The organism is Pseudomonas kurunegalensis, from assembly GCF_030291635.1.
GTDB lineage: Bacteria > Pseudomonadota > Gammaproteobacteria > Pseudomonadales > Pseudomonadaceae > Aquipseudomonas > Aquipseudomonas monteilii.
This window is the reverse complement of record NZ_CP127871.1, coordinates 2,935,252-2,961,431: the sequence shown is the minus strand read 5'-3', so window position 1 is coordinate 2,961,431 and position 26,180 is coordinate 2,935,252. Positions and strand designations below refer to the sequence as shown.

The following is a 26,180-nucleotide window of genomic DNA, read 5'->3' as shown; positions in this document are numbered from 1 at the left end:
TTCGATGACTCCAGGAACCCGCTCATGGAACCCAACCGCTTCGGCGACATTGCCGCCTTCGTCAGTGCCGCCAAGGCTGGCAGTTTCACCGCTGCCGCTGCCAGCCTTGGCCTGACCCGGTCGGCGGTCGGCAAAAGCATCGCTCGCCTGGAGGCACGCATGGCGGTGCGCCTGCTCAATCGCACCACGCGCAAGCTGAGCCTGACCGACGAAGGCCTGGTGGCGTTCGAACGCTGGCGGCAGATTCTGGATGACCTGGACGAGGTGGAAAGCACCATGGCCCAGCGCCGGGGCAAGCCCACGGGCACCCTGCGAATGACCGCGCCGCTGTCACTCGGCCAACGCCATGTATTGCCAATCCTCGACCGATACCTCAAGCAATGGCCCGAACTGCGTGCAGACATTCGCTTCACCGACCGCTTCGTTGACCTGGTCGAGGAGGGCATAGACGTTGCCGTACGCATCGGTGCCCCCAAGGAAGACTCACAGCTGCTGACCCGCACAGTGGCCTGGCAGCAGTTCGTGACCTGTGCCTCGCCTGCCTACCTTGAAAAGCGTGGCGTACCGCAAGTGCCCGGCGACCTCTACGGCCACGACAAGATCGCCTTCCTCGCGGGCGAGAAGGCCATGCCCTGGCGTTTTCACACCGAAGCGGGGCTGCACCTGTGCGAAGACCCCGGGCGGCTCAACATAGACAGCTCCGAAGCCATGCTGGACGGCGCCCGGGCGGGTTTCGGGCTGATTCACCTGCCCACCTACATCACCGGTGACGACCTGCGCGCCGGCACCTTGGTGGAAGTGCTGCAAGCCTACCGCCCACCGGCAGACCCGATCCGCATCGTCTACCCAAGCAAACGCCATTTGTCTCCGCGCGTACGCGGCTTTATCGATTTGTTGGTGGCTAGCTGGGAACCAGGCGTGCCTTGGGAGTACTGATTGGGGAATGCCAGGCCCCTATACCGGGCCTGAACCTGGGTTTATCGCTGGCGGCGCAGCAGGGAAACTGGCAGCCACTGATAATCCCCCTGGAGACCCCATGACTGCACTGTCCGTACTGGATCTGGTCATGATCGGCGAAGGCAAGACCTTCGCCGACGCGATCGAAGAGTCCCGCCAGCTGGCGCGGCATGTCGAGCAACAGCACTACAGCCGCTACTGGATTGCCGAACACCATGACATGCCAGGCATCGGCTCGGCAGCCACTTCGCTGGTGATCAACGAAATCGCCAACGCCACCCGGCACATCCGTGTAGGCGCGGGTGGCATCATGCTGCCCAACCATGCGCCGTTGGTGATAGCCGAGCAGTTCGGCACCCTCGATACCTTGCACCCGGGCCGTATCGACCTGGGCCTGGGCCGTGCACCAGGCACTTCCGGGCCGACCGTACGTGCCTTGCGCGGGGCCGCGCCAGAACGTGACTTCAGCCAGGACATCGCCGAACTGCGTGACTACTTGGCCGACAACGGCAAGCGCCGGGTGCGTGGCGTGCCAGGCAGCCACGATGTGCCGGTGTGGATCCTTGGCTCGAGCCTGTTCGGAGCCGACCTGGCGGCGAAGCTGGGCCTGCCGTACGCCTTCGCTTCGCACTTTGCGCCGCGTTACCTGCTGCAGGCGATTGCCCATTACCGGGCCAACTTCCAGCCCTCGGCGCAGTTGGCCAAGCCTTATGTGATGGTGGGCATGAACCTGTTCGCCGCCGCCAGTGATGCCGAGGCAGATTACCTGGCCAGCTCCCATCGCAAGTGGATGCTGGACCTGCACGTCGGGCGCTTTGGTTTGTTGCCCAAGCCGCAGGAGGGTTATGTGCAACACCTGCCTGAGCATGAGCGCGCAGTGCTGGAGCAGGTGATGGCCTGCACCGTGGCCGGTGGGCCTGAGCGAGTGAGGGAAGGGCTGCGCTCGCTGATCGAGCAGACCGGTGCGAATGAGTTGATGATCGATTGCCGCATCCATGACCCGCTGGCGCGGCAGCGGTCGCATGCCTATGCGGCGCAGGCGCTGGCAGAACTCGGTTAAAGCTACCGGCCGCTTCGCGGGCTTGCCCGAGAAGAGGCCGGCATTGGCAACAAAAAACGGGAGCCCCTATGGGCTCCCGTTTCTGCATCATGCCTGCTTCAGGAACGGATAATCCGTATACCCTTCAGGCCCATTGGCATAGTCGAGCTGCGCCCGGTGCTCGTTCAACGGCGCCTGCAGCCGCAGCCGCTCGACCAGGTCCGGGTTGGCGATGTAACTGCGCCCGAACGCCACGGCATCGATCAGGCCACGCCCGATCAGGTCCTCGCCTTTCTCGGCGGTATAAGCCCCGGCTGCGATGATTACGCCCGGGTACGCCGCGCGGATTGCCTGGCGGAATTCGTCACGCAACGGCTTGCCACCGGCCCAGTCAGGCTCGGAGAGGTGCAGGTAGGCGAGGTTGCGCTTGGCCAGCTCGCGGATCAGATACAGGCCGGCGGCTTCCTGGTCTTCGCCATTGTCCACGCCATTGAAACCACCCAACGGGAACACGCGGATGCCGACGCGCTCGGCGCTCCAGTTGGCAACGGCCGCGTCCACCGCCTCCAGCACAATACGTGCGCGGTTTTCGACGCTGCCGCCGTAACGGTCTTCGCGCTGGTTGGCACTCGGGGTAAGGAACTGGTGCAGCAGGTAACCGTGGGCCGCATGCAGCTCGATGAAGTCGAACCCGGCTTCACGGGCGTTGATCGCGGCCTGGCCGAAGTCGGCGACGATGCCGGCAATTTCCGCTTCGCTGAGCGCCCGCGGCGCGGAGGTTTCCACGCGTATCAGGTCGCCTTGCTCGTCACGCAGGGTAGTGCGCGCACCTGCCGGCAGTGCCGAAGGGGCCACTGGCGCTTCGCCGCCAGGTTGCAGAGACGTGTGTGACACCCGCCCGGTGTGCCAGACCTGCACGGCGCTGTGGCCGCCATCGGCATGAATGCCTTCGTTGATGTGCTTCCAGGCAGCGATCTGTTCAGCGCTATGAATGCCGGGCGATCCGGAATAGCCCTTGGCCTGGAAGGAGATCTGCGTGGCCTCAGTGATGATCAGGCCCGCACTGGCGCGCTGGCGGTAGTACTCGCCCATCAGCGTGGTGGGTACATCGCCCGGCTCCAGGCTGCGCAGGCGGGTGAGGGGCGCCATGAAGACACGGTTGGGCAGGGTGAGGGGGCCGATTTGCAGCGGTTGCAAGAGTTTCATTGCAGCTCCAGAGGTGGAAAACCAATGGTGCGCACGATACCGGGGTGATTGGGGAAAGGGGGGACCGGGAGCCCGGCGCAGGGCTCCCCAATGCGTCAGCTGCGCGCCAAGCGCCCGCTCACGTAATGCGCCACATCATTGAACCCTGGCGTGGATGCATGCCCCGGCGTCACCAGCGAGTCGATGAACGCCTCATCTTCCGCCGTGATCTTCACCGCCAATGCACCGCCATAGGTGTCCCACTGCTCTTCGGTACGCGGCCCGACAATCGCCGAGCTCACCCGCTGGTTATTCAGCACCCAGGCAATGGCGAACTCAACCATTCCCACGCCCTTGGCCTCAACGTAAGCCTGGATCTGCCGGGCGATAGCCAGCGACTCCTGGCGCCACTCCACTTCCATGATGCGCTTGTCCTGGCGCCCTGCGCGGCTGCCGGCATCCGGCACCGCACCTGGCGCATACTTGCCACTGAGTACGCCACGGGCCAACGGGCTGAACGGCACCACGCCAAGCCCGTGTGCAGCCGCAGCGGTAAGCTGCTCCGGCTCGGCCTGACGGTTGACGATGTTGTACAGCGGCTGGCTCACCACCGGCTTGGGCACCCCCAGGCGCTCGGCAATGTGGCAGACCTCGGCAATGCGCCAGCCACGGAAGTTGGACACGCCCCAGTAACGGATCTTGCCCTGGCGCAGCAGGTCGCCGATGGCCTGTACGGTCTCTTCCAGCGGCACCTTGTGGTCTTCGCGGTGCAGGTAGTAGATGTCCAGATAGTCCATGCCCATGCGGGTGAGGGTGGCCTCCAGGGCATTGAAGATGTGTTTGCGCGACAGCCCGCTGCGGTTGGGCAGGCCATCGGCCGGGCCGAAGCCGACCTTGCTGGCGACGATCCAGTCCTGGCGATGGCGTGCCACCGCTTCACCGACGATTTCTTCCGAGCGCCCGGCGTTGTACACGTCGGCAGTGTCGATGAAATTGATGCCTTGGTCCCAGGCCTTGTCGATGATGCGCAGGGCGTCCTCGGTACTGGTCTGCTCGCCGAACATCATGCTGCCCAGGGTAAGGGCGGAAACCTGCAGGCCACTGTGGCCGAGGGGGCGGTAGATCATGCGCTTGGGTCCTTTTCAGTCGGCTGATCCAGCTGTTTTACACACAACCGGGGCGCATTGAAAGGCAGACCTCAGCCAATTAGCGCCAAAGCCTCTTGCAGGCTCAACGGGCGTTTCATGCGTTGCGACAGCGTTGCCATGGCATCGGAATACCCCTTGGCGACCACAGCCTCAACCCGTTCATCCACACACTGCAGCGCAATGAAATCGCCTTTTTCCGGCTCACCGACGAACTCGATCCGGTTCCAGTCCCGGGCGTGGCCAAGCACTTCATAAGTGCGGCCGTGCTGGTAAGTCCAGAAGAACGGCACATCGGCATAGCGGCGCTGCTCGCCAAGCATGTTGGCTGCAGCAATTACCCCGTGTTGCTGGGCCAGGCGCCAGTGTTCGATGCGCACAGGTCGACCGGTGAGCGGGAAGGTGGCGATATCTCCCGCCGCCCACAGGCCATCGGCAGCGCGCATTTCTGCGTCGACCCTCACAGACTTGTCCTCGGTCAGCGGCACGCCTTGGAGGAAGGCAGTGGCCGGTTTTACCCCCGTACCGAGCAGCACCAAGGGTGTTTGAAGCCGTTCTCCGTTGGCCAGTTGCACGGCTTCGACTTTGTCCTGGCCCTCGATGCGCTCAACTTCAGTAGGGCCATGGAAGGTGACACCCTTGCGCTCATGCAGCTCACGGATGCTGCGGCCGATGCGTTCACCCAGCTGCCGGGCCAGGGGGGCTTCGTGGCGGGTGACCACGTGCACCTGTAGGCCGTACTTGCGCAATGCCGAGGCGGCTTCGAGGCCGATGAAACCGTCACCGACGATTACCACCGGTTGGCCGGGTTCGGCTGCATCGAGCAACTGGGCGGCATCCTCCCGTGAGCGCAGGGTGAACACCCCGGGCAGGTCGGCGCCGGGGATGTCCGGGCGCAGTGCTTTCCCGCCAGTGGCCAGCAGGCAGGCGTCGTAATCGATCTGTTGGCCGTCGGCGAGCGTAAGCTGGCGTTTCTGGCTGTTGAGTGTGCGCACCTTGCCGTGCTTGCGCTCCAACTGGCCTTTGCGCAAGGCGTCGGCATCAAGCAGGGCGGGGACTTCATCGGGCGGCATCTGCCCGGCAATCACGAATTTGCTCAGGGCCGTGCGGTCGTAGGCGGGCTGGCGTTCCTGATCGACCCACACCAGCCGGCCGGCGAAACCGTGGGCCAGCAACGTGGCGACAGCAGCGCTGCCGGCTGCGCCTGCACCAATCACGACAAAGCAGCGGGCATCGCTGTGCCGTGGCGGCTCGATGGCTGGCAGGGGCTGGTCATCGACCCAGACTTCATCGCCCTTGACCCAGGTTTTGTAGCGACGCAGGTCGGCCAGCGCAGGGGGCTCGCAGACCACGCCATCGTCAACGGCGAAGGCGGCTTTGTGCCAAGGGCAGACCAGCAAGCCGCTGCAAACCACGCCTTCATCGAGTGGCGCACCTTCGTGGGGGCAGTTGCCTTGGTAGGCACGAACCTGGTCGCCCTGGCGGATGAGGACAAGTTCTTCGCTACCGGCCTGAACACGCAGAGGGCGGTGTTCGTCGAGCTGGCTCAGGCGGGCCACGGCGTGCTGGGTCATGGGGCTTCTCCAAAGGGGCCTTTGGAACCATTTGACGCCTGAGGTGGGGAGGGGATGCGTTGAGCTGACGATCGGTGAAGGGTGTGGATTGTGCGTGGCCTGGGCTGGCCTCTTCGCGGGCTTGCCCGCTTGTATGGTTAGACTTGAAGGGGTGGTGGGACTAAATGCCCGATTCTGACTGCTCGCATCAGTACAGACCGTGGGAGACATCGCCCCACCCCTTCCACCAAAGCGCCGATAAAGAATGCATCGTTTACAAGCGACGATAGAAGCAAGCCAGCGCCTCTTGGTGAAACCCCTTCAAGCCGAAAAACCATAGCGTGAGGAGTCGCCCATGGCAATGCAGGTAGGCAAGCTGATTGTGGGTGCGGATGTCGCAAAAGCTGAGCTGGTTATCCATCACGATGACCGTGATGAGATCGTCAGACTGAAAAATTCCAAACCCGAAATCAAAAAATGGTTGAAGCAGCAACCGCTGAACACCGCTATCGCGGTTGAGGCGACCAATGTTTATCACCTGGACTTGGTTGAGCTGGCCCATAGCTTGGGTTTCGAGGTTTATGTCATCGATGGTTTCCAACTGAGTAACTACCGGAAAAGTGTTGGAGGACGGGTTAAAACCGACCCTTCCGATGCTCGGTTGCTGTCCCGATTTCTGAGAAACGAAGGGGAGGATCTTCGTCCCTGGAGCCCGCCTCCCGCTGTCTACGGCAAGCTTCAGAGCCTGCTTCGTCGCAGAGCAGCCTTGGTAAGTGCTCGCACTGCAATGACTCAGAGCTGGGCTAATGAAGGCCTCTTGAAGGCTGCGTTCAGTACCTTCGTGAAATCGATAGATCGGCTGGAGCTGTTGATCCAAAAGAAGATTAAGGAAGTGCTGCGAGAAGCTGGATTGCACGAGCAAGTCGCTCGCTGCCAGGCAGTAGAGGGTATTGGTTTTCTAACCGCCACAGCGCTGGTAATGGCTTTTATGAGGGGTGAGTTCAAGAGCAGTGACGCGTACATCGCATTCTTGGGAATGGATCTACGAGTCAGTGACTCTGGGCAGAAAAGTGGGCAACGTCGCCTCACTAAGCGCGGTTGCTCAGAAATCCGTCGTTTGTTGCATAACGCAGCGATGGCCGCCAGCAAGTCACCCGTTTGGAAAGGGGACTATGAGCGGCATCGGAACAATGGAAAGGCAACGACCCAAGCATTGGTAATCCTCGCCAGGAAGCTCGCACGGGTGGCATTCGCCCTGATGAAAAATCAGGACGAATACATCACCAAAGGAGCCAAAACAGCTTGCTGAAAACCATAGAATCTCCCACAGGATCACCACGAGCTCGAACACTGTGGCGGTCCTGCGGGAGCGGGCGAGCCCGCGAATGGGTTCAACTGGCGCTTGCAGTACTCAGCGCACCAGCCCGGGTAACCCGCAAGGCCACCAGGCTACCCAGCACGATCAGCGCCGCCAGCGAATACAGTGCGGCATCGGTTGAACCGGTCTGGTCCTTGATGAACCCCACCAGGTACGGGCTGAGGAACCCCGCCATCTGGCCCACCGAGTTGATGATGGCCAAACCTGCCACAGCGGCACCGGCACTGAGCAGCGCGGTGGGCATTGGCCAGAACATCGGCAGGCCGGTGAGCGCGCCCATGGTGGCAATCGACAGGCCAAGAATGGCAATGGTCGGGTTACCCGCGAAGTTCACCGCAATCAGCAGGCCGATAGCACCCATCAGCATCGGCACTACAAGGTGCCAGCGGCGCTCGTTGCGCAGGTCGGCCGAGCGCCCGCAGAGGATCATGAACACACCCGCCAGCAGGTACGGAATGGCGCTGAGCCAGCCGATCAGCAGCGGGTTGTCGAAGCCCATGTTCTTGATGATCGATGGCAGCCAGAAGTTGATCGCGTACACACCGCTCTGGATGCAGAAGTAGACGAAACCGAAGGTCCAGATCAGCGGGTTGGTCAAAACGGCCAGTACGCTGTCGCCGGTAGTGTTCGGTTTGCCGGCAGCATCGGCTTCCAGGTCGGTTGCAATCAGCTGGCGTTCCGCCGTACTCAGCCAAGGCGCTTTCTGGTAGCCGTCACTGAGCAAAAACACCGCCAGTATGCCCAGGGCAACGGTCGGCAGGCCCTGGATCAGGAACATCCACTGCCAGCCGGCCAAGCCGTGTTGGCCAGCGGCGAAGTGCTGCAGGATCCAGCCGGAGAACGGCCCACCGAGCAAGCCCGACACCGGGATCGCCGACATGAACAGGGCCATGATGCGCCCGCGACGGGCCGCCGGGAACCAGCGCGAGAGGTACAGCACCACACCCGGGAAGAAGCCGGCTTCGGCGGCGCCGGTGAGCAGGCGCAAGGTGTAGAACTCGGCGGGGGTGGTGACGAACAGCAGGCAGGTGGAGAGGCTGCCCCAGGCGATCATCATCAGTGCAATCCAGCGCCGAGGGCCAAACCGGTTGAGCGCCAGGTTGCTGGGTAAACCGCACAGTACGTAACCGATGAAGAAGATGCCGGCGCCGAGGCCGTACACCGTTTCGCTGAACTTCAGGGCGTCGAGCATCTGCAGCTTGGCAAAGCCGACGTTGACGCGGTCCAGGTAGTTGAACAGGTAGCAGATGAAAATGAACGGAATCAGCCGCAGGGTGATGCGCCGGTACAGCGCGTTGCGTGTGGTGTCCGTGCCTTGGTCAGGGGCGGGGCTGTGTGCCATGATCGGGTTCTCTGTTGTTATGGTTGTCGCCGCGTCGCCTGTGCCGGCGCTCGCCCTGACGAGTCTCGGGGACTGCGGCCAGCCTGTCTTTGTGCTTTTGCACAGCGCCCGGCCCAGGCTGCTGTGCCCGAGCCCAAAAGCCCGACACCTAAAGGACCTCGCAATGTTCGAACTCGACCATGACCTGGCACAGGATATCGTTGACCGGGCGATGGCCATTCTGCCATGCAACGTCAATGTCATGGACAGCCAGGGGTTGATCCTGGGCAGCGGTGAACCGGAGCGTATCAACACCCGCCATGAAGGCGCGCAACTGGTCCTGGCCAATGGCCGGATCGTCGAGCTGGATACTGATGCGGCCAAATGCCTGAAGGGCGTGCAGCCCGGGGTGAACCTGCCGCTGATGCTCGATGGCCGGCTGATGGGCGTACTGGGCCTGACGGGTGACCCACAACAGGTGCGCACCTATGGCGAGCTGGTACGCATGACCGCCGAGATGCTGCTGGCCCAGCGCCATTTGCAAGCCGACCAGCAATGGCGGCGGCAGCGGTGTGATGACCTGCTGGCGCTGTTGCTAGGCGGCAGCGGCGACTCGCCACGCTTGCTCGACGAAGCCCGGCAACTGGGCCTGAAGCCGCAGTTGCCACGGGTGCCTTGCCTGTTCGAGTTGGCCTCGGGGCCACCCGCCGAGGCGCTTGCCGCGTGGTTGCTGAGCCGCTACCCGGACAGCTGGTGTGTCAGCCCGGCGCGGCAGTCGTTGCTGTGGTGTCGGCCCGCAGGTGTGACGCTGGATGAACCGCGCCTGCTCGAGCGCCTGCAACGCCATGGCTGGGGCGTGGAGCGCCTGGCCTTGGGCAGTACCGCGCAGAGCCTGGAGCAACTGCGCCGAGGTTATCGCCGGGTGCGCGACTTGCTGGCCTATGGGCGCGAGGTACTCCCCGGCGAGCGCTTGCTCAGCCTGCATCGCTACCGGCTACCGGCACTGCTGTGGCGGCATCGCAACGATGACGCGCTGGATGAACTGCTGGAACCGTTGCAGCGCATTCGCGCCAAGGACAACAGTGGGCAGTTGCTCACCACCCTGCGCGCGTGGTGTGCCCATGACGGCCAGAGCCAGGCCTGTGCCGATGCCTTGGGCATCCACCGCAACAGCCTGCGCTATCGCCTGGAACGGATTGCCGAACTGGGGGAGGTCGACCCGCTGCGCATGGAGGGGATGCTTAGCTTGTACCTGGGGTTGCAGCTGTTGCCTGCTGATTGACGCGGCGCCTGTAGGCGGCGCCACGAAGGCATCTGCCCAAACAACCTGCCCGGCGTTTTGTGCATTTGACCGAGGCCAGCCTGGCGGGCACCTGTCAGCATGCCGCTCATCAGGACAGGAGAATCCCCATGAAGATCGTCATTGCCCCCGACTCGTTCAAGGACAGCCTCGATGCTGCCGGTGTCGCCCGCGCCATCGCTGCTGGCCTGAGCCAGGCGTGGCCGGACGCCGCCTTGGTCGAGTGCCCAATGGCCGATGGCGGCGAGGGCACCATGGAGGCGATCCTGGCCGCCAGCCACGGCGAACTGCGCCGCCAAGCGGTGCGTGGGCCATTGGGGCACAGCGTCGAAGCCGGTTGGGGGTGGCTGCCACAAAGCCGCACGGCCATCATCGAAATGGCCCAGGCCAGTGGCTTGCAGCTGGTGCCAACCGACCAGCGTGATGCGTGCCGCAGCAGCACCTGGGGCACCGGCGAGCTGATTGCCGCCGCCTTGGCCGCCGGCGCACAGCGGGTGGTGCTGGCCATCGGTGGCAGCGCCACCAACGATGCAGGCAGTGGCATGCTGCGCGCGCTGGGCCTGCGCCTGCTGGATGCCGACGGGCAAGCGCTGGAAGAGGGCGGCCTGGCACTGGCGAAGCTGGCGCGGATCGACGCCAGTCACCTTGACCCGCGCCTGGCCGAGGTGCAATTCGAAGTCGCGGCGGACGTCGACAACCCGCTGTGCGGCGCCAACGGCGCATCGGCGATTTTCGGCCCGCAGAAGGGCGCTAACCCGCAGCAGGTGCAGGCGTTGGACCAGGCGCTGGGGCATTTTGCCGACCACTGTGCACAGCTGCTGGGCGACGATGTGCGCGACTACCCTGGGTGCGGTGCTGCCGGTGGTATGGGCTTCGCCGCCCGTGCGTTCATGGGGGCACAGTTCCGCCCGGGGGTAGAGGTGGTGGCCGAACTGGCCGGGCTTGACGCCTTGGTGCAGGGCGCGGACCTGGTGGTGACGGGTGAGGGACGTTTCGATGCCCAGACACTGCGCGGCAAGACGCCGATGGGGGTTGCCCGGGTCGCCAAGCGCCACGGTGTGCCGGTGGTGGTGCTGGCCGGGACACTGGGTGAGGGCTACCAGCAGTTGTATGCCCATGGGGTCGATGCTGCTTTTGCGCTGGCCAGCGGGCCGATGAGCCTTGAGCAAGCGTGTGCCAACGCGGCAGAACTGCTGCAGGCCCGGGCTTGTGACGTGGGCCGGCTATGGCGCTGCGCAGCGCGCGCCTGATCAGAGCGTTTTTGCGTCTTCGAACAGGGCGATGAAGTTGGCCAGCGCAGGCGAGGCATTCTGGGCGTTCCATTTCATGTACAGGCCGATGCCTGGAGGGGATTGCTCGTCTATCGGGCGGATCGCACAGAACTGTACGCGCTCGCGCGGGGTCGATCGGGCGAATGAGGCCGGCACCAGGGCTACACCGAAACCACAGGCGACCAGCCCCAGCAGGGTATGAATCTGTGCGGCCTCCTGCACCACCCGAGGGTAGAAGCCGGCCGACTCGCACAGGGCAACCAGCTGGGCATGGTAGCCGCCGCCCAACGCTTGCGGGGTAAACACAAAATCCTCATTGGCAAACTCGCGCAGGTCGACGTCGCCTTGCTGCGCTTTCACGTGGCCGGCGGGCAGCGCCATGACAATCTGCTCGTCAAGCAGCAGCCGTGACTCCAGCGTACCCACCGGCAGCGGTAACCTGCGCATGAAGCCGATATCCGCCTCGCCGGCCAGCAGCGCCTTGGCCTGCGTCGCCGATGGCATCTCGCGCAGGGTCAGTTGCACGTTCGGGTAAGTCTCGCGATAGCGCCGCAAGCTGTTGAGCAGCGAGTCGTAGTAGGCGATGGAAATGGCCGTGATGGTCAGTTTCCCGCTGACACCCGCAGAGACATTACGGGCGTACTCGATACCCTGTTCCAGCTCGGCCAGCACGCGGTAAGCCGTATCGCGAAAGGCTGTGCCAGCCGGGGTCAGACGCACCCCGCGCGTATTGCGCAAGAACAAGCTGAAACCGAGCTTTTCTTCCAGGCGGCTGATCGCCTGGCTCAGCGGCGGCTGCGCCATGTGCAGGCGCTCGGCAGCCTTGTGAAAGTGAAGCTCTTCGGCCACGGCGATGAACTGCCTGAGCAAGCGTGTTTCGATCAATCAAGCATTCCTTAAGCGCGGCGACTCGGTGGTGATATCCATGAGATATCAAAGTTGCATGCTTTTAATATTAAGTCATTGATTTTTTTGTTGTTATCGTAAAAAGGAGAATCGAAGGTAGCCAGAAATGCCCGTTACAGAGCCTTTCCACAACGAAGTTGCGGCCGTCACCGATGCCGCACAGGGCCTGGGCTTGGCCTATGGCAAGGGGCAGGCCGAACGATGGCCCCGCATCAAGGAATGCAGCTGCGTGCCAGTCAAGGTCGCCAATACCCGCGCCGACCTGGGCGAAAGCCTGGTCTGGGATGAGCGTAACGGCGCGTTGTACTTCATCGATATTTCTGGCGGGCGCATCAACTGCCTGAGGCCAGACGGCGACGTCGAGAACCTTTACGCGTCAGCCGCGCGCATTGGCGCCCTTGCGCTGACCGACCGGGGCAACCTGATTTTCACCGAAGATGCCAGCGTGGCCATCTTCGATGTGCCGGCGCGCAAGGTATGCCAGCATTCGGCATCGGTCCATCCGCGCTCCACCTACCGCTTCAACGACGGCGCCTGTGACCCGCAAGGGCGCTTCGTTACCGGGTTGATGGACGATGCCCTTAGCGGCAATACCGGGGCGCTGTTCCGTTTTGACGGGCAGTTGAGCGACGAGGTCATCCACGATGACATGGCCTTGCCCACCGGGGTTGCCTGGTCGCAAGACGGCCAGACGGTGTACTTCGTCGATTCGGCGGCGCGCGCCATCTACCGTGCCGAGTACCTCATGGAGGGCCGGCTGGGCGCTGTTACGCTGTTTGCCGAAACCCCTGCCGAACTGGGGCGGCCAGATGGCCTGGCGCTGGACCGCGAAGGCGGGCTGTGGGTGTGCCAGTACCATGGCAGCTGCCTGCTGCGCTACGACCGCCACGGCCACCTGACCGATCAGGTACTGATGCCGGTGCCGTGCCCCACCAGCTGCTGCTTTGGCGGGCCCGGCATGAATACCTTGTTCATCAGCACCGCGCGTTTCGACATGAGCCCTGAAGACCTGCTCCATTACCCGGATGCTGGCGACCTGTATGCCATTCACCCGGCAATTGGCGGTGTCGCCCGGCACAGCTTCAAGGAATAAGCGCTTGGGCCTGGCTGGCCGGCAACACGGCCAGTTCGCCAAAACGCTGCGCCGAGTCGATGTAGCGCAGCGCCGACTTGGCGTCTTTCCAGCCCACGTAGCTCATCAGTGATTTCAGCTCCCAACCATTGGCGGTGGCCCAGGTGGCGAAGCCACGCCGTAGCGAGTGGCCGGTATACAGCGCCGCCGGTACCCCGGCACGCTCCAGCATGCGCCGCAACAGGCCGACCAGGCTGTTGCTGTTGAGCGCGCTTTCACCGAGGTTGCCCCAGCGGTCAAGCTTGCGAAACACCGGCCCGTGGGCAATGCCGGCAACTTCCAGCCATTGCAGGTAGGCCGTTACCGGGCACAGGGCCTTGAGGGCCGGGGTGCGGTGCTGCACGCCCAAGGCTTCGCGGTCACCCTTGCTGCGCGGCAGGAACAGCGTGATGCCGACACCGGCTTCGGCCTGGATATGTTCGATGCGCAAGCGTGCCAGTTCATCACCGCGAAAACCTCGCCAGAAGCCCAGCAACAGCAACGCAGTGTCGCGGCGTGCCCGGCGCAGGGCGGCCAGGTCGTGGTGTTCGCGGGCCTGACGAGCCTCCTCTTCAAAACACGCCACGGCGGTTTGCAGGTGTTGCAGCAACAGCGGGGCGGCCTGCCTGGGCGGCGTCGGGTGCAGGGTGCGGATGCCACGTAGAACCTGGCGTACCAGCGGTGCCTTGGTCGGGTCGGGGAAACCTTGTGCGACGTGCCATTGACTGAGCGCGGCCAGCCGCTGGCGCAGGGTACTGACGGCGTGGTGTTCGGCATGTTCGACCAGGTAGCGGGCGATGCTCTCGGCGGTGGCCGGGAGAAAGCCGCCCCAGTGGCTTTCGAAGTGCTCGATGGCGGCCTGGTAGCTGCGCCGGGTGTTGTCACGGGTGGCGGCGCGAAGGTAGCGCTCGATATCGGTCATGGTGCGGCTGTCGGTGGGTGATGGGCACACGATAAACCGAAATCCCATGACAAGCACCTAATGCGGCGTCGGGGCAACGCCATCCTGCAGGGCCGGCACCAGCCCCATGGTATCGTGCGAGGCCTCGATGCCGTTGAAGTGCGGGTAGTCGAGCAACTGCGCCGGCGACAGCGGCCGGCTGAAGTGATAGCCCTGGGCAATATCGCAACCCGCCAGTTTCAGGCACACCACCTGCTCACGGGTTTCCACACCTTCGGCCACCACTTCCAGGCCCAGGCGTTTGGCCAGGATGATGGTGGAGGACACGATCGGGCTGTCGTCATGGCTGTTGGACAAGGGGGCGATCAGCGAGCGGTCGATTTTCAGCTTGCTTAGCGGCAGCGAATGCAGGTGGGCGAAGCCGGCGTAGCCGCGGCCGAAATCGTCCAGGCTGATGCCCAGGCCCGCGCTGCGCAGGGTGTGCAGGTGCGCCACAGCGGTACTTTCCGGGTCGAGGATGGTGGTTTCGGTGATTTCCAGCTCCAGCCGCTGCGGCGCAATTGCATACTGTTGCAGTTCGTTCAGCAACCGCGTAGCGAAGTCGTCCTGGCGCAGTTGCAGGGCGGAGACATTGACGGCCAGCCGCGTCTCTCGGCCTTGGGCGTCCCACCCCGATAATGCCTCGCAGGCCAGGCGCAACACCTCCCAACCCAGCTCGACAATGAAACCACTGCGTTCGGCCAGGTCGATGAAGCGGTCCGGGTACAGCAGGCCGAATTCGGGGTGATCCCAGCGCACCAGCGCTTCGTAGCCCAGCACTTGCTGGGTGTCGAGGCGAATCTGTGGCTGGTAGTGCAGCACGAACTGGCGCTCGGCCAAGGCACTGCCGAACGCCTGTTCGAGGGTGAAGGCCTGAATGTCGGCCAGGTTCAGCGAGGGGTCGAAGAAGCGATATTGCGCGCGCCCGGCCTGTTTGGCCGAATACATCGCAGCGTCGGCACTGCGGATCAGGCTGTCGATGTCCTGGCCATCGCGGGGGCAGATGCTTACGCCCACGCTGGGGCTGGTGTTGACCTCCTGGCCATCCAGGGCATAGGTGGCCGACAACCGCTGGACCAGTTCGCGAACCCAGGCGTTGATCTGCTCCTCGCTGCGCTCGCCTGCTAACAGCACCACGAATTCGTCGCCGCCAAAGCGCGAGGCTTCGTCACCGGGCTCCAGAAGGCGCTGGATGCGCCCGGCCACAGCCTGCAGCAGCAGGTCGCCAATCTTGTGCCCGAGCGAGTCGTTGATCGACTTGAAACGGTCCATGTCGATGAACAGGATCGCCATCAGCCGGCGCTTGCCCCGTTGCCGGGTAAGCGCCTGGCCAGCCACCTCGACGAACTGGCGGCGGTTGTGCAAGCCGCTGAGGTGGTCGGTGGCGGCGGCGTGGCTGCTGCGCCGGTGTTCGTCCTCAAGGCGCCCGATCAGTTGCTGGTTGACCTGTTGGGCCTGCTCCAGTGCATTGAAGGCCTCCTGGTGCTTGCGCAGCAGGCGCAAGGTGCACAGCAAACTGCCGAGGATCAGCAGGGTCATGCTCAGGTTCAGCCAGAACTGCCGGGACCAGGGCAATGCCAAGGGTGCAGACTGGCCAGATCCGCACGCCAGGTGGGCAGCGGTTACGGAGGGGACGTGCAGCCCCCAAAGAAAAGCCAGGGTGGCTGCACACAGCATCAGGATCAGCAGCCGCAGAAGGCTGGTGGATGAAAGCGAACGGCGAATCACTGCTGATAGTTCCCGACCCTGGGTGATGCTCGAAAAATACGACAATAAGATGACAGGCTGATGACCGATAGCTAATTGCCTTTAAGGGTTTCCCGTATCCGCCAAGGGCGCCTGCAGGCGTGCGGTTTCCTCTTCGATGTAGCTCATCAAGGCGCTGACTTCGGCATCCCCCAGGCGCATGTTGGGCATGGCCAGGCGGTTGTATTGCTCGTACAGCAGCATGGCCAGGGGGTCTTTCTCTGCCAGCATGCGGTCGGGCTCTTTCAACCAGCGGGTCAGCCAGTTGGCATCACGCTGGCGGGTCACACCTAGCAGGTCGGGGCCTATACCGGGTTGCCCCGGCTCGGTATTACCCAGCGTGTGGCAGGATGAGCAACGGGTGCGGAAGATCTGCTCGCCACTGCTTGGCGGGCGTACTTCCGGGGCTTGGGCGTAGTCATTGTTCATGGCGCTGGCCTGCTTCCAGTTGTGCAGGCTGTTGCCCAGGCGATCGGCGAGGATGTACGGGCTTTCGAAGGGTGAAGCCTTCATCCAGCGGCCGGTGGCCTGGTTGCCGATGATCAGGCTCAGGTTGTGGTCCTTGGAACGGCCGTTTTCCAGGCCGTCAATCCACAGCCCCAGGCTACGGCGCAACCGTTCGATGTCGTCAGGTTCACCGGTGAGCAGCGTCCAGCCGGGGCCGATACCGAACTTTTCAGCGTAACGTTTGAGGGTGGCGGGCGTGTCGTTGTAAGGGTCGATGCTGATGGAGTACAGGAAAATGTCCTTGCCGACCCGGTCGCCAAGTATCTTCTGCACCTGGCGCAGGCGTGCGGTCTCTACCGGGCAGGAATCGGAACAGCCGGTGAAGATGAAGTTGATGGCGACAACCTTGTCTTTGATCAGGTCGTCGAAGAAATGCACTTGCTCGCCGTCCTGGGTGAGCAGGGGGATGTTGGGGAAATAGTCGGCACCCCAAGGGCTTTCAGCTTCTTTGGCCACCGGTTGTTGCGGCTGCAACGGCCAGAACGGGACGCTGGCGGCGAACAGCGCGAGCACCAGCAGGAAACGCCATGAGCCGGACATGATGCGGTCCTCATCGGTTGGCAGTGGGGCCGCATGGCGGCCCCTGCCTTGCACTCACTGATACTTGACAGGCGCCGTCACGGTCTGCCCCAGCGCCGACTTCACGGTAACCGTCGCCGGTGTGGCCGGGCCGAAGCCGGTGGTGGTGACCGACACTCGCCAGCGCGCGCCGGTGGTCGTGACGGTCAGCGTGGCGTTACCCAGGCTTACCGGGCCACCAGTGGTCGCCGCAGTCACGCTGATGCTGTTGCCCGTGGCCACTGTGGTAGTCCCTTGCACATCCCAGGTGAAACGGTTGCCGCTGCGCACCTGCACCGTGGCACTGGTGACCTGGATCTGGTCGACCGCTGCCGCCGGGCTGACCGCGATGCTGACCGTGGCCGGGTTCACCGACTCGGCCCCTTTGGCATCCCGCGCCGTGTAGTTGAAGCTGGCGGTGAACGGCGTGGCGACCGTGGCCGGCGGGGTGTAGGTCACCGTGGTGCCATTGGTGCTGACGCTACCCTGGCCGGAGTCTGGCTGGCTGAGGCCGACGACAGTCAATGGCAGGTTACCTTCCGGGTCGGTGTCGTTGGCCAGCACGTTCAGGGTGATCGGTTTGCCCGCAGTGGTTGCCGCACTGTCGTTGGCCGCGACCGGTGGCTTGTTGGCAGCATCATCGTTGTCGTCCTTGCCTTTGGTGCGGAAGGTCGGCAGGCCCACCGACGCCATGTATTGCACGCCATCCCAACCTGGCAGTGGGGTCGGCATCACCTGGAACTGCCCTGGGTGTTCAATGTCCCAGCGCAACAGCATCGAAGAGTCTTCATGCTGGGTGTTGTGGCAGTGCTCCATGTAGGTACCGGCGAACTCGCGGAAGCGAATAGCCATTTCCACTTCTTCCGACGAATCGGCATCCGGCCCGATGCGGTACACGTCCTTGCGTGCCCATTTCTCCCATTCTGGCGGCGCCTTGCCGTCGCGGCTAAGAATCACACCTTCCTCGAAGTGCACATGCACCGGATGGCTCCAGCCATTGCCGCCGTTGACGATCTTCCACACTTCCAGGGTGCCGTCGCCGCTGAAGCCGCCATCGGTGGACTGTTGGGCCAGTTGTGGCGCAGCACTGATGCGCCGTGGGTCCATGCTGTAGCCGAAGCCGCCATCGGTCTTGATGGTCCAGGGGGTGGTGTCGGTGCCGTCGGAGCGACCAAAGATGAACTCGCGGTGGCGGGCATCCTTGATCCTGGCCTGGTCGGCGGCCGAGTTGCGGTCAATGGGCAGCGGCAGCATCTTCAGGCCTGCGGCCTTGCCTGGTTTGGCCGGTTCGTAGGCAACCGGGTCCATGCTCACGTCCTGGCCGCTGTAGGGCTGCACGATCAACTGCAGGAACTTGCCGACCAGCGGGTCGCCGTTATCCCACTGCGGGCCTTTGCTGGTCTGCTTGATGACGGCCTTGTATTTCTCCGACAGCACGTCGGCCAGCGAAATGGCACCTTCCGGGCCCTTGCCGGTGCGGTGTTCCTCAATGTTGACGAAGTACAGCTTGTCGCCCACCTTGATGCCGTTCTTGGCGAAGTTGATGATGATGTCGTAGCGCTCGGCGATACCTTGCAACGGCAGGATACCGTTGTTGTCCTGCAGGTTGCCGTCACCGTTGAGGTCCATGGTGCCGTCGAATGGCACGGCATGCTCCATGATGTTGCCGTCGTTGGCGATCATGTGGAACGGCACCCGCGCATACGACACGTTGGAACCGGCCGGCCCCTTGAATTCGCCGGTGGTGCCGGCAATTTCACGCACGACTGCGAACTTGAAGTAGCGGGATACCGAGCCATTGAGCAGACGGAAGCGGTAACTGCGCGCGCGCACCTTGAGCTTGGGCTGGTACTGCCAGTTGACCAGCATCTGGTCGCCAAGGAAGCCATCGGTGTTGAACGGGTTGAACCACAGTTGGCCGTTGGCATCCCACGCCTTGTCGGCCATCACCAGGTTGACGTCGTAGTCGCGGTTGCCCCAAGGCATGCCCGAACCGCTGGGGAAGCGCAGGTTCACGCCATCCTGCAGGGCCTCGTTGCCGCGGTCCAGGGCGCTGTAGTAGTTCATCATCACGGCGTTGCCCTTGTAGACGTTCTGCGCCGTGAAATCCATCATGTGGTCGTGGAACCAGTGGGTGCTCATGGTTTCGCGCCAGTCGCCGCGAATCTTGATGCTGCCGTTCTGGCAGGTTTTCAGCCCTGGCGAGCCGTCATTGACGAACAGGGTTTCACCCGGTGAGCAAGGGAACGCGGCACGCGGGTCTTGTGCACGGGTGTTGATGGTGTCGTAGCCGGCCAGCTGCACCGGCCAACGGTAGTCATAGTACTGGCCAGGGAAGAAGTAGGCGTTGGCAAAGCCGTCGCTTTCGGCCGGGGAGTGGCCGTTGTGCTCGTGGGTCGAGATGGTGTGCAAGCCAAAACCGCCGTTGGCCGAAGGGTCGATCGGCAGGGCGTTGTAATGACGCATCAGCACTGGCTGGCCATAGCGCACCATCAGCAACTTGACCGGGAAGGTGCCATCGAACGTCCACAGCGACTTGTGGTTCTGCAGCGGCATGTTCGGGTGGAAGCGGGTGTCGATGCCCTTGGTGGTGCCCAGCGTGGTCGGGATGTCGGAGGTCTGGTAGTACAGCCCGCCCGGGGCAAATTCACCGACCGCATAGTTGTGCAGTTGCTTGCGGTCGCGCAGGCCCTGGTTGATGCGCGCACCGGCTTGCGCGGTCTTGAACGCAGTCTGCGGGTAAAACTCGTTCCAGCGCTGGTGTGACCAGCCTTTTCCTGGTGGACGGCCTTCGGCTGGGGAGCCAACGGGCTGGCGGTTGAGGAACATTTCGATCTGCGCCTTCCACGGGTTGCGGTCCAGCACATTGGAAAACTGGGTCGGGAACGGGTACAGGCCCGGCTGCTTGAGGAAGGCCTCCAGGGCAGTGCCACTGGGACCACTGCGCGCCACTACGTTAGGGTCCTGCGCGGGTGCAGCGCCCAAGGTGGGGACCGGGAAGGTCAGGCTGGGCGGCGGCAGGGTGGGGTCGAGTTTTTCTGTGCCGAATTCTTCGAACAGCAGCAATTGCTGGGTAAACGGCTGCGCACCGAACAACGGGCTGGGTTTGCCGTTGGTGGGGTACCTGTCCGAGGTTTGCAGGGCTGGCGGTAGCACGTTGTCGGTGCGCACCGTGTTGCGGTCGCCATACACACCATTGGTCAGCTCCAGCGAGCCCCGGTTGGCTTCTGGCAGGGTCTCCAGGTTTAGCAGGGCCGGGGTCGGGTCGGCCGGCTGGTCGGTGTAGGCGGAAGGGTCGGTTGGCGGCGGCGGGCTGTTATCGTCGAGGGGGGCCGCTGTAACCGTGATCAGCCCGAGGCTGAGCATCAGCGCGGTGACGGTGGACAGCTGGAATGCATGCCTAGCAGGGTGGATCACGGCAGGTGTTTTCATTGCCTTATGCCTCGCTCGCGGCTGTATGGCGTACTGCCTTCAATGGCGTTTTGCCCGGTATATGGCCTTGAGCAACCGCTGTGCCAACTGAAAATTCAGTAATGCTTTGTTAAACAATTCCTTGTAGTACCTGATGTGCGCTAAATAACGGGGCGTCAAAAATGGGGATGTTCCCCCAGTAGCGGGCCCCCATTACCCACACATTGGGTGCAGTGGGTAGTGACAGCACCCGCGCCCTGGGGTATACCTGAACGCCACCAAGGGGAGCCCGGCAACGGGCTGAGAAACCGCTGAACGTTGCAGCGCGGTGACCCTTCGAACCTGATCCGGATCATGCCGGCGAAGGGATGGGATTCGTAACCTGCCTTTTTGCCGGTCTCACTGCGAGGCCCGTCCATGCTCACCGCCAAGGTCTCGCTGTCACCCCCGTCAAGGACAGCAACATGACCGAACGTTTCAGCCAGTCCCTGCGCCGCCAAAGCGAGCCGACCTGGTCGGCGGCCGTTGGCCACCGTTTCGTGACCCAATTGTGCGACGGCAGCCTGCCGGCCCCGATCATGGTCGACTACTTGGTGCAGGACCACCGTTTCCTCGACAGCTTCCTGACCTTGCTGGGCGCGGCCATCGCTACCGCTGACACGTTCGAGGCTCGCCTGCGCTTCGGCCGTTTCGCCGGGATGATCTCCAGTGACGAGAACACCTACTTCCTGCGCGCTTTCGAGGCCCTGGATGTAAGCCCGGCGCAGCGCACTGAACCGGCCGACACTGCGCCAACCGCAGGTTTCAAGGCGATCATGCGCGAAGCGGCAGCCACCCGCTCCTATGCGGCGGCGCTGGCGGTGCTCAACGTTGCCGAAGGCCTGTACCTGGACTGGGCACTGAAGGCGCCGAAACCGATGCCGGACAACTTCGTTCATGCCGAGTGGATCACCCTTCACGACAACCCGGACTTCCAGGCCTTCGTTGCCTTCCTGCAAGCCGAGCTGGACCGCGTCGGCCCGCAGGAAGCCGCACTGGCCAGTGATTTCTACCAACGCACCGTCGAGCTGGAGCTGGCCTTCTTCGATGCCGTCTACCCGGAGGGCAAGTGAGCATGGATATCTTCGAGCGCCTCAAGGCTGCCGCGACCCAACAGTGGAACAGCTACGTCGACCATGACTTTGTGCGGCAGATGGGCGAGGGCACGTTGAGTGAGGACGCGTTCCGGACTTACCTGGTGCAGGATTACCTGTTCCTTATCCAGTTCGCCCGTGCCTGGGCGTTGGCCGCCTATAAAAGCCGCCGCCCGGCGGACATACGCGCCGCGCAGGCCGGGCTGGCAGCGATTCTGGATGAAACCGAACTGCATCTGCGTCTGTGCGCGCGCTGGGGGCTGACCCAGGCCGATATCGAGGCGGCGCCAGAGCACCAGGCTACCGTGGCCTATACCCGCTACGTGCTGGACTGTGGCGCCGCCGGCGACCTGCTGGAGCTGCATGTGGCGCTGGCACCGTGCGTGATCGGCTATGCCGAGATCGGCCGTACCCTGGCCGAGCGGATTGGCGACTTGAGCAACCACCCGTACCGCGAGTGGATTGGCGAGTACGCCGGCGAGGGCTACCAAGGGGTGGCGGCGGCGGCGCGCAAGCACCTGGATGAACTGGCAGCGCGGAGCATGACCGAACAGCGCTTCGCAGACCTGGTGGGGATTTTCGGGCAGGCGTCCAGCCTGGAGGCTGATTTCTGGCAGATGGGGCTGGACAGCCAGTAAATCGATACCTGCGCCAGGCACTGGCGGATACCCTTGGGCTCGACCACTATGCAGGTAGCGGCGATAAGCGAGCCCAAGGAGTAACAGCATGAACATTATCAATGCACGCTTGCGCGGCAAGCCCGGTTTGTACCGCATCGAACTGAGCGGCGAGCGCATTGCCACCATCGTGCCCCAGGCCGAGGTAGTGGCACCCGTTGCTACCGATGACCTTGATGCCGGGCAAAACCTGGTGGTGGCACCCTTTGTGGAACCGCACATTCATCTGGATGCCACCCTGACCGCTGGCGAGCCGAAGTGGAACATGAGCGGCACGTTGTTCGAAGGCATCGAGCGCTGGGCCGAGCGTAAGGAAATCACCACCCACGACGACATCAAGGTCCGCGCAAAAAAAACCATCGGCATGCTGGTGGACCACGGTATCCAGCATGTACGGACCCATGTCGATGTCACCGACCCGAACCTTACCGCGCTCAAGGCCATGGTCGAGGTGCGTGACGACGTGCGCGAGCTGATCGACTTGCAGATCGTCGCCTTCCCTCAGGAGGGTATCGAGTCGTATGCCAATGGGCGGGCGCTGATGACCGAAGCCGTGGCCATCGGTGCCGATGTGGTGGGCGGCATTCCGCATTTCGAGAACACCCGCGACCAGGGCGTGTCGTCGGTGAAGTTCCTGATGGACCTGGCCGAACGTACCGGCTGCCTGGTAGACGTGCACTGCGACGAGACCGACGACCCGCAATCGCGCTTCCTTGAAGTGCTGGCCGAAGAAGCCAGGGTGCGCGGTATGGGCGCCCGGGTAACCGCCAGCCATACGGTAGCCATGGGTTCGTATGACAATGCCTACTGCTACAAGCTGTTCCGCCTGCTGAAACTGTCGGGCATCAACTTCGTGTCGTGCCCGACCGAGAGCATTCACCTGCAAGGGCGCTTCGACAACTACCCGAAACGCCGCGGCGTCACCCGCGTGGCCGAGATCGACCGCGCCGGCATGAACGTGTGCTTTGGCCAGGACTCCATCGTCGACCCTTGGTACCCGCTGGGTAATGGCAACATCCTGCGCATTCTCGAAGCCGGGCTGCACATCTGCCACATGCTCGGCTACGAAGACCTGCAGCGCTGCCTGGACCTGATCACCGATAACAGCGCCCGCACCCTGAACCTGGGGGAGCGCTACGGTATCGAGGTGGGGCGGCCGGCCAACCTGTTGCTGCTGTCGGCACCAGACGATTACGAGATGGTGCGTAGCCAGGGGCACGCGCTGGTGTCGGTGCGAAACGGCAAGGTGTTGATGCGTCGCACGCCCGCGCAGGTTGAGCGCATGCACTGATACACCCGCCACTTACACCCGCCACTTTGAAGCCCGTAACGCCCCGCCGGCCTTGAGCCGGGCGGGGCGTTTTGCTGTTTGCCGTACGGCTAAACGCACGCTTCGAGCGGATTTTTGTCGATCACATGCGATAAGCCGTGATTATTCTTCCTTAGGAAACGTTTGCAGGTGAGCGTTGTTATCGCCATAATCAGTACGTAATTACATGTTACATAACACAGTACAAAATCGTAGGAGCACGCATGGCCCGGGGCGGTATCAACAAGGTGGTGGTTCAGCAGGCACGTCAGGCATTGATTGCCCGTGGCGAGAACCCCAGCATCGATGCCATACGTATCGAGCTGGGCAATACCGGCTCGAAAACCACGATTCACCGCTACCTGAAGGAATTGAACGGCCAGCAACCCGTGGCCTCGGAAGGGGGCGCGGCGCTGAGCGATGTGCTAAGCCGCCTGGTCGGGCAATTGGCCACTCAGCTACAAGATGAGGCCGACCTGAAGATCGAACAGGCCGAAAGCACCTTCACCCAACAGCGAGAGCAGCTTGAGGCTCAGCTGGAAATCGTCCGTCAGGCCCTGGCGGCAGCGCATCAGCAACATCAGATCGATGCAGCGGCTTTGGCTGACGAAACGGAAAAGCGCTTGACCACACAAAGCACGCTGCAAGCCGAACAGCTGCGTAGCGCCAGCCTCAACCAGTCACTGGGTGAATTGCAGGTGCGCCTTGCCGACAAGGACGAACAGGTGAAGTCGCTGGAGGACAAACACCGCCATGCCCGCGACGCCCTGGAGCATTACCGCAATGCCAGCCGTGAACAGCGCGAGCAGGAACAGCGCCGTCATGAAGCACAACTGCAGCAGATGCAGGTGGAAGTACGCCAACTGCAGCAGGGCATGATCGTCAAGCAGGACGAACTGACCCGCTTGCACCGCGATAATGAGCGTTTGCTGGGTGAGCACCGCCAGGCCGCCAGCGAGTGCCGGGCGCAGGACGAGTTGCTGGAGCAACGCGATGCGCAGATCCAAGGCTTGCGGACGATCCTGGCCCAGGCACAAGGCGCCAGCGAAGAAATGCGCCGGCAGCTGGATGTGCAAGCGCAGAACCTGGAGGCCAGGCGCGACGTGTGCGCGGAACAGGCGCGGCAGTTGCTGCGGTATGAAGAGCAGCTAAAAGAACGTGATGCGGCGTTGGCGCAATGCAGGGCACAGCTGCCTGCACATGCAGAGTGACGGGCAGTCAACGACCGACATAACGGCGCATTGCACAACGCTCAGTGAGGCCGTGTGCACGTTCATTGGCCAGGATTTCCCGCAGCCGCGGGCTCAGCAGCCGCTCATCGAGCACCTCGAACCCGAACCGTGCATAGAAGGGCGCATTCCAGGGCACCTTGGCAAAGGTGGTCAACGTTAGCTCCCGCAGGCCCGCGTCACGCGCGGCATCAGCCACTTGCTGCAGCAAACGCCGCCCCACGCCTTGCCCTTGAACCTCCTGGCGCACCGATATTTCATAAAGGTGCAGAGCCTGCCCTTCACGGCGGGCACAAGCAAAACCGGCAAGGCACCCGTTATCGTCCTCGGCCACCCAGCTACCGCCCGCGTCGACGAAGGCCCTGTGCGCAACGCAATCCATCACATCACCTTGCGCCAGCCAGGCCAGCGTCGGCCAGCCGGCAAACGCCTGGGCCGCCGAACGCTCTACGTCCGGCAGGTGTTGAATATCGCGCTCGAGGGTAGGGCGGATACGCATGAATCACTCCTGTTTCAGTAATCCGCCGCCAGTACCTGCGGCTGTAATTGCCAGCGCACCGAGCTTACACCTTTCTCCAGGCTCACCCGGCTGACCAGCCGCTCCAGTTGCGCGGGTGCCTGCGCGGTGCCCAACAGCTCGGCGCGCACTTCCAGGCGCGCTGGGTTGTCCAGGTCCTGGCTTTGCAGTGACTGCAGCCGCAGTTGCGGATCGCCCAGGCTATGCAGCATCAGGCTGCGCACCTGGATTTCGTCCTCGGCGCGGCAGACGATTCGCACTTCGAAGTGCTGCTCCACCTCGCTGGCCGGCACCACGTCCTGACGGTCCAGCCGCTGGGCGATGTCACGCAGCAGGATATTGGCGCATAGCACCACCAGGCTACCCAATGCTGCCTCCAACAGCAGCCCAAGGCTGCACAGCACACCCACTGCCGCCGTGCACCACAAGGTGGCCGCAGTGTTCAGGCCTCGTACGTTGAAGCCGTCACGCATGATCACACCACCCCCGAGAAAGCCGATACCCGATACCACATAAGCAGCGACGCGCGACGCATCGGCAGGTGCCATGCCTGGCACCGCCTGGGTCATCAGCACGAACAGGCAGGCACCGGTGCTGACCAGCGCATTGGTGCGCAGCCCGGTCAGGCGTTGGCGCAATTGCCGTTCGGCACCGATCAACGCACCCAACAGCAAGGCAATGCTGACGCGCAGCAGAAATACTTTCCAATCCATAGCAAACCTCTTCCGCAGGCATACGCCCGCATGAACGCCATCAGTTGGCGCGGTTGAAAAACCAGAACAATGCGCAGGACCACGAGGAAGGGAGGAAAAGCGGGGGTTACAGGAAACCACCGTCTTGCCAGGGCGGCCAGACAGTGCAGGACACTGCCGGGCTAGTGCGCCACGCGGGCCTGTCGCAAGCGACTGGGGCTACTGTCCAAGGCAGGTCTCCTGTTGAGGAAGGCAAAATTGCGTCGCGGACCATACGCCCCGGGACAGAGCAGGT

The 26,180-nt window shown here is 63.2% G+C and carries 20 protein-coding genes, 1 pseudogene and 1 riboswitch; of the genes and pseudogenes, 10 read left to right on the top strand and 11 right to left on the bottom strand.

Annotated elements, in window-relative coordinates:
• Positions 1–24: 24 nt before the first annotated feature.
• Together QQ992_RS13195 and QQ992_RS13190 are read left to right on the top strand one after the other, a co-directional pair.
• Positions 25–936 (top strand): LysR family transcriptional regulator, encoded by a 912-nt coding sequence (locus QQ992_RS13195; protein ID WP_286113786.1) that lies wholly within the window; start codon positions 25–27, stop codon positions 934–936.
• A 100-nt stretch (positions 937–1,036) separates the two neighbouring features.
• A complete protein-coding gene (locus QQ992_RS13190; protein WP_286113785.1) occupies positions 1,037–2,017 on the top strand; it encodes an LLM class flavin-dependent oxidoreductase in 981 nt (326 codons plus the stop codon).
• 87 nt (positions 2,018–2,104) lie between these two features.
• On the opposite strand, the gene QQ992_RS13185 is transcribed toward QQ992_RS13190, so the two are convergent.
• From QQ992_RS13185 to QQ992_RS13175, 3 genes are all read right to left on the bottom strand, one after another.
• On the bottom strand, positions 2,105–3,202 hold the full coding sequence (locus tag QQ992_RS13185) for an alkene reductase (RefSeq protein ID WP_286113783.1): 1,098 nt from the start codon (positions 3,200–3,202) through the stop codon (positions 2,105–2,107).
• 95 nt (positions 3,203–3,297) lie between these two features.
• Positions 3,298–4,308 (bottom strand): aldo/keto reductase, encoded by a 1,011-nt coding sequence (locus QQ992_RS13180; protein ID WP_286113781.1) that lies wholly within the window; start codon positions 4,306–4,308, stop codon positions 3,298–3,300.
• Between the two features lie 71 nt (positions 4,309–4,379).
• The gene (locus QQ992_RS13175) at positions 4,380–5,900 is read right to left on the bottom strand and encodes an FAD-dependent oxidoreductase (RefSeq protein WP_286113779.1); all 1,521 of its coding nucleotides are present in this window, start codon (positions 5,898–5,900) and stop codon (positions 4,380–4,382) included.
• Between the two features lie 334 nt (positions 5,901–6,234).
• Here QQ992_RS13175 and QQ992_RS13170 point away from each other — a divergent pair, with 334 nt between their 5' ends.
• Positions 6,235–7,188, top strand: coding sequence for an IS110 family RNA-guided transposase (locus QQ992_RS13170; protein ID WP_119372048.1), 954 nt, complete (start codon positions 6,235–6,237; stop codon positions 7,186–7,188).
• 82 nt (positions 7,189–7,270) lie between these two features.
• Here the strand turns inward: QQ992_RS13170 and QQ992_RS13165 are convergent, their stop codons facing one another.
• The gene (locus QQ992_RS13165; RefSeq protein WP_286113777.1) at positions 7,271–8,599 is read right to left on the bottom strand and encodes an MFS transporter; all 1,329 of its coding nucleotides are present in this window, start codon (positions 8,597–8,599) and stop codon (positions 7,271–7,273) included.
• A gap of 163 nt (positions 8,600–8,762) precedes the next feature.
• Between QQ992_RS13165 and QQ992_RS13160 the strand changes: the two genes are divergently transcribed.
• Positions 8,763–9,860 (top strand): sugar diacid recognition domain-containing protein, encoded by a 1,098-nt coding sequence (locus QQ992_RS13160; RefSeq protein ID WP_105948144.1) that lies wholly within the window; start codon positions 8,763–8,765, stop codon positions 9,858–9,860.
• A 128-nt stretch (positions 9,861–9,988) separates the two neighbouring features.
• A complete protein-coding gene (locus QQ992_RS13155) occupies positions 9,989–11,128 on the top strand; it encodes a glycerate kinase (protein ID WP_286113776.1) in 1,140 nt (379 codons plus the stop codon).
• On the opposite strand, the gene QQ992_RS13150 is transcribed toward QQ992_RS13155, so the two are convergent.
• On the bottom strand, positions 11,129–12,034 hold the full coding sequence (locus tag QQ992_RS13150; protein ID WP_119370011.1) for a LysR substrate-binding domain-containing protein: 906 nt from the start codon (positions 12,032–12,034) through the stop codon (positions 11,129–11,131).
• Between the two features lie 127 nt (positions 12,035–12,161).
• Here QQ992_RS13150 and QQ992_RS13145 point away from each other — a divergent pair, with 127 nt between their 5' ends.
• Positions 12,162–13,148, top strand: coding sequence for an SMP-30/gluconolactonase/LRE family protein (locus QQ992_RS13145; RefSeq protein WP_286113774.1), 987 nt, complete (start codon positions 12,162–12,164; stop codon positions 13,146–13,148).
• On the opposite strand, the gene QQ992_RS13140 is transcribed toward QQ992_RS13145, so the two are convergent.
• From QQ992_RS13140 to QQ992_RS13125, 4 genes and pseudogenes are all read right to left on the bottom strand, one after another.
• On the bottom strand, positions 13,138–14,136 hold the full coding sequence (locus QQ992_RS13140; protein WP_105948147.1) for a site-specific integrase: 999 nt from the start codon (positions 14,134–14,136) through the stop codon (positions 13,138–13,140). The two genes, QQ992_RS13145 and QQ992_RS13140, sit on opposite strands and share 11 nt — an antisense overlap.
• 9 nt (positions 14,137–14,145) lie before the next feature.
• Positions 14,146–15,693: pseudogene (locus QQ992_RS13135) on the bottom strand (putative bifunctional diguanylate cyclase/phosphodiesterase); the annotation flags it as partial.
• Between the two features lie 222 nt (positions 15,694–15,915).
• Complete coding sequence (locus QQ992_RS13130) at positions 15,916–16,899, bottom strand: SCO family protein (protein ID WP_286113773.1); 984 nt, start codon at positions 16,897–16,899, stop codon at positions 15,916–15,918.
• Between the two features lie 54 nt (positions 16,900–16,953).
• A complete protein-coding gene (locus QQ992_RS13125; protein WP_286113772.1) occupies positions 16,954–20,349 on the bottom strand; it encodes an Ig-like domain-containing protein in 3,396 nt (1,131 codons plus the stop codon).
• Between the two features lie 250 nt (positions 20,350–20,599).
• Positions 20,600–20,714: riboswitch (TPP riboswitch) on the top strand.
• A gap of 78 nt (positions 20,715–20,792) precedes the next feature.
• Here QQ992_RS13125 and QQ992_RS13120 point away from each other — a divergent pair.
• From QQ992_RS13120 to QQ992_RS13105, 4 genes are all read left to right on the top strand, one after another.
• The gene (locus QQ992_RS13120; protein ID WP_110741025.1) at positions 20,793–21,440 is read left to right on the top strand and encodes a TenA family protein; all 648 of its coding nucleotides are present in this window, start codon (positions 20,793–20,795) and stop codon (positions 21,438–21,440) included.
• Entirely contained in the window at positions 21,437–22,099 is a 663-nt protein-coding gene (gene tenA, locus QQ992_RS13115; RefSeq protein ID WP_286113770.1) for a thiaminase II, read from the top strand. Before QQ992_RS13120 ends, tenA begins: the two co-directional genes overlap by 4 nt.
• Before the next feature lie 88 nt (positions 22,100–22,187).
• Positions 22,188–23,429 (top strand): cytosine deaminase, encoded by a 1,242-nt coding sequence (codA, locus tag QQ992_RS13110; RefSeq protein WP_286113769.1) that lies wholly within the window; start codon positions 22,188–22,190, stop codon positions 23,427–23,429.
• 242 nt (positions 23,430–23,671) lie between these two features.
• Positions 23,672–24,658 carry a DNA-binding protein gene (locus QQ992_RS13105; RefSeq protein ID WP_286113768.1) on the top strand — a complete coding sequence of 329 codons (987 nt, stop codon included), beginning with the start codon at positions 23,672–23,674 and terminating at the stop codon, positions 24,656–24,658.
• A 7-nt stretch (positions 24,659–24,665) separates the two neighbouring features.
• On the opposite strand, the gene QQ992_RS13100 is transcribed toward QQ992_RS13105, so the two are convergent.
• Both QQ992_RS13100 and QQ992_RS13095 read right to left on the bottom strand, forming a co-directional pair.
• Complete coding sequence (locus QQ992_RS13100) at positions 24,666–25,175, bottom strand: GNAT family N-acetyltransferase (RefSeq protein WP_286113767.1); 510 nt, start codon at positions 25,173–25,175, stop codon at positions 24,666–24,668.
• A gap of 14 nt (positions 25,176–25,189) precedes the next feature.
• A complete protein-coding gene (locus QQ992_RS13095) occupies positions 25,190–25,906 on the bottom strand; it encodes an MgtC/SapB family protein (RefSeq protein ID WP_286113766.1) in 717 nt (238 codons plus the stop codon).
• Positions 25,907–26,180: the final 274 nt, after the last annotated feature.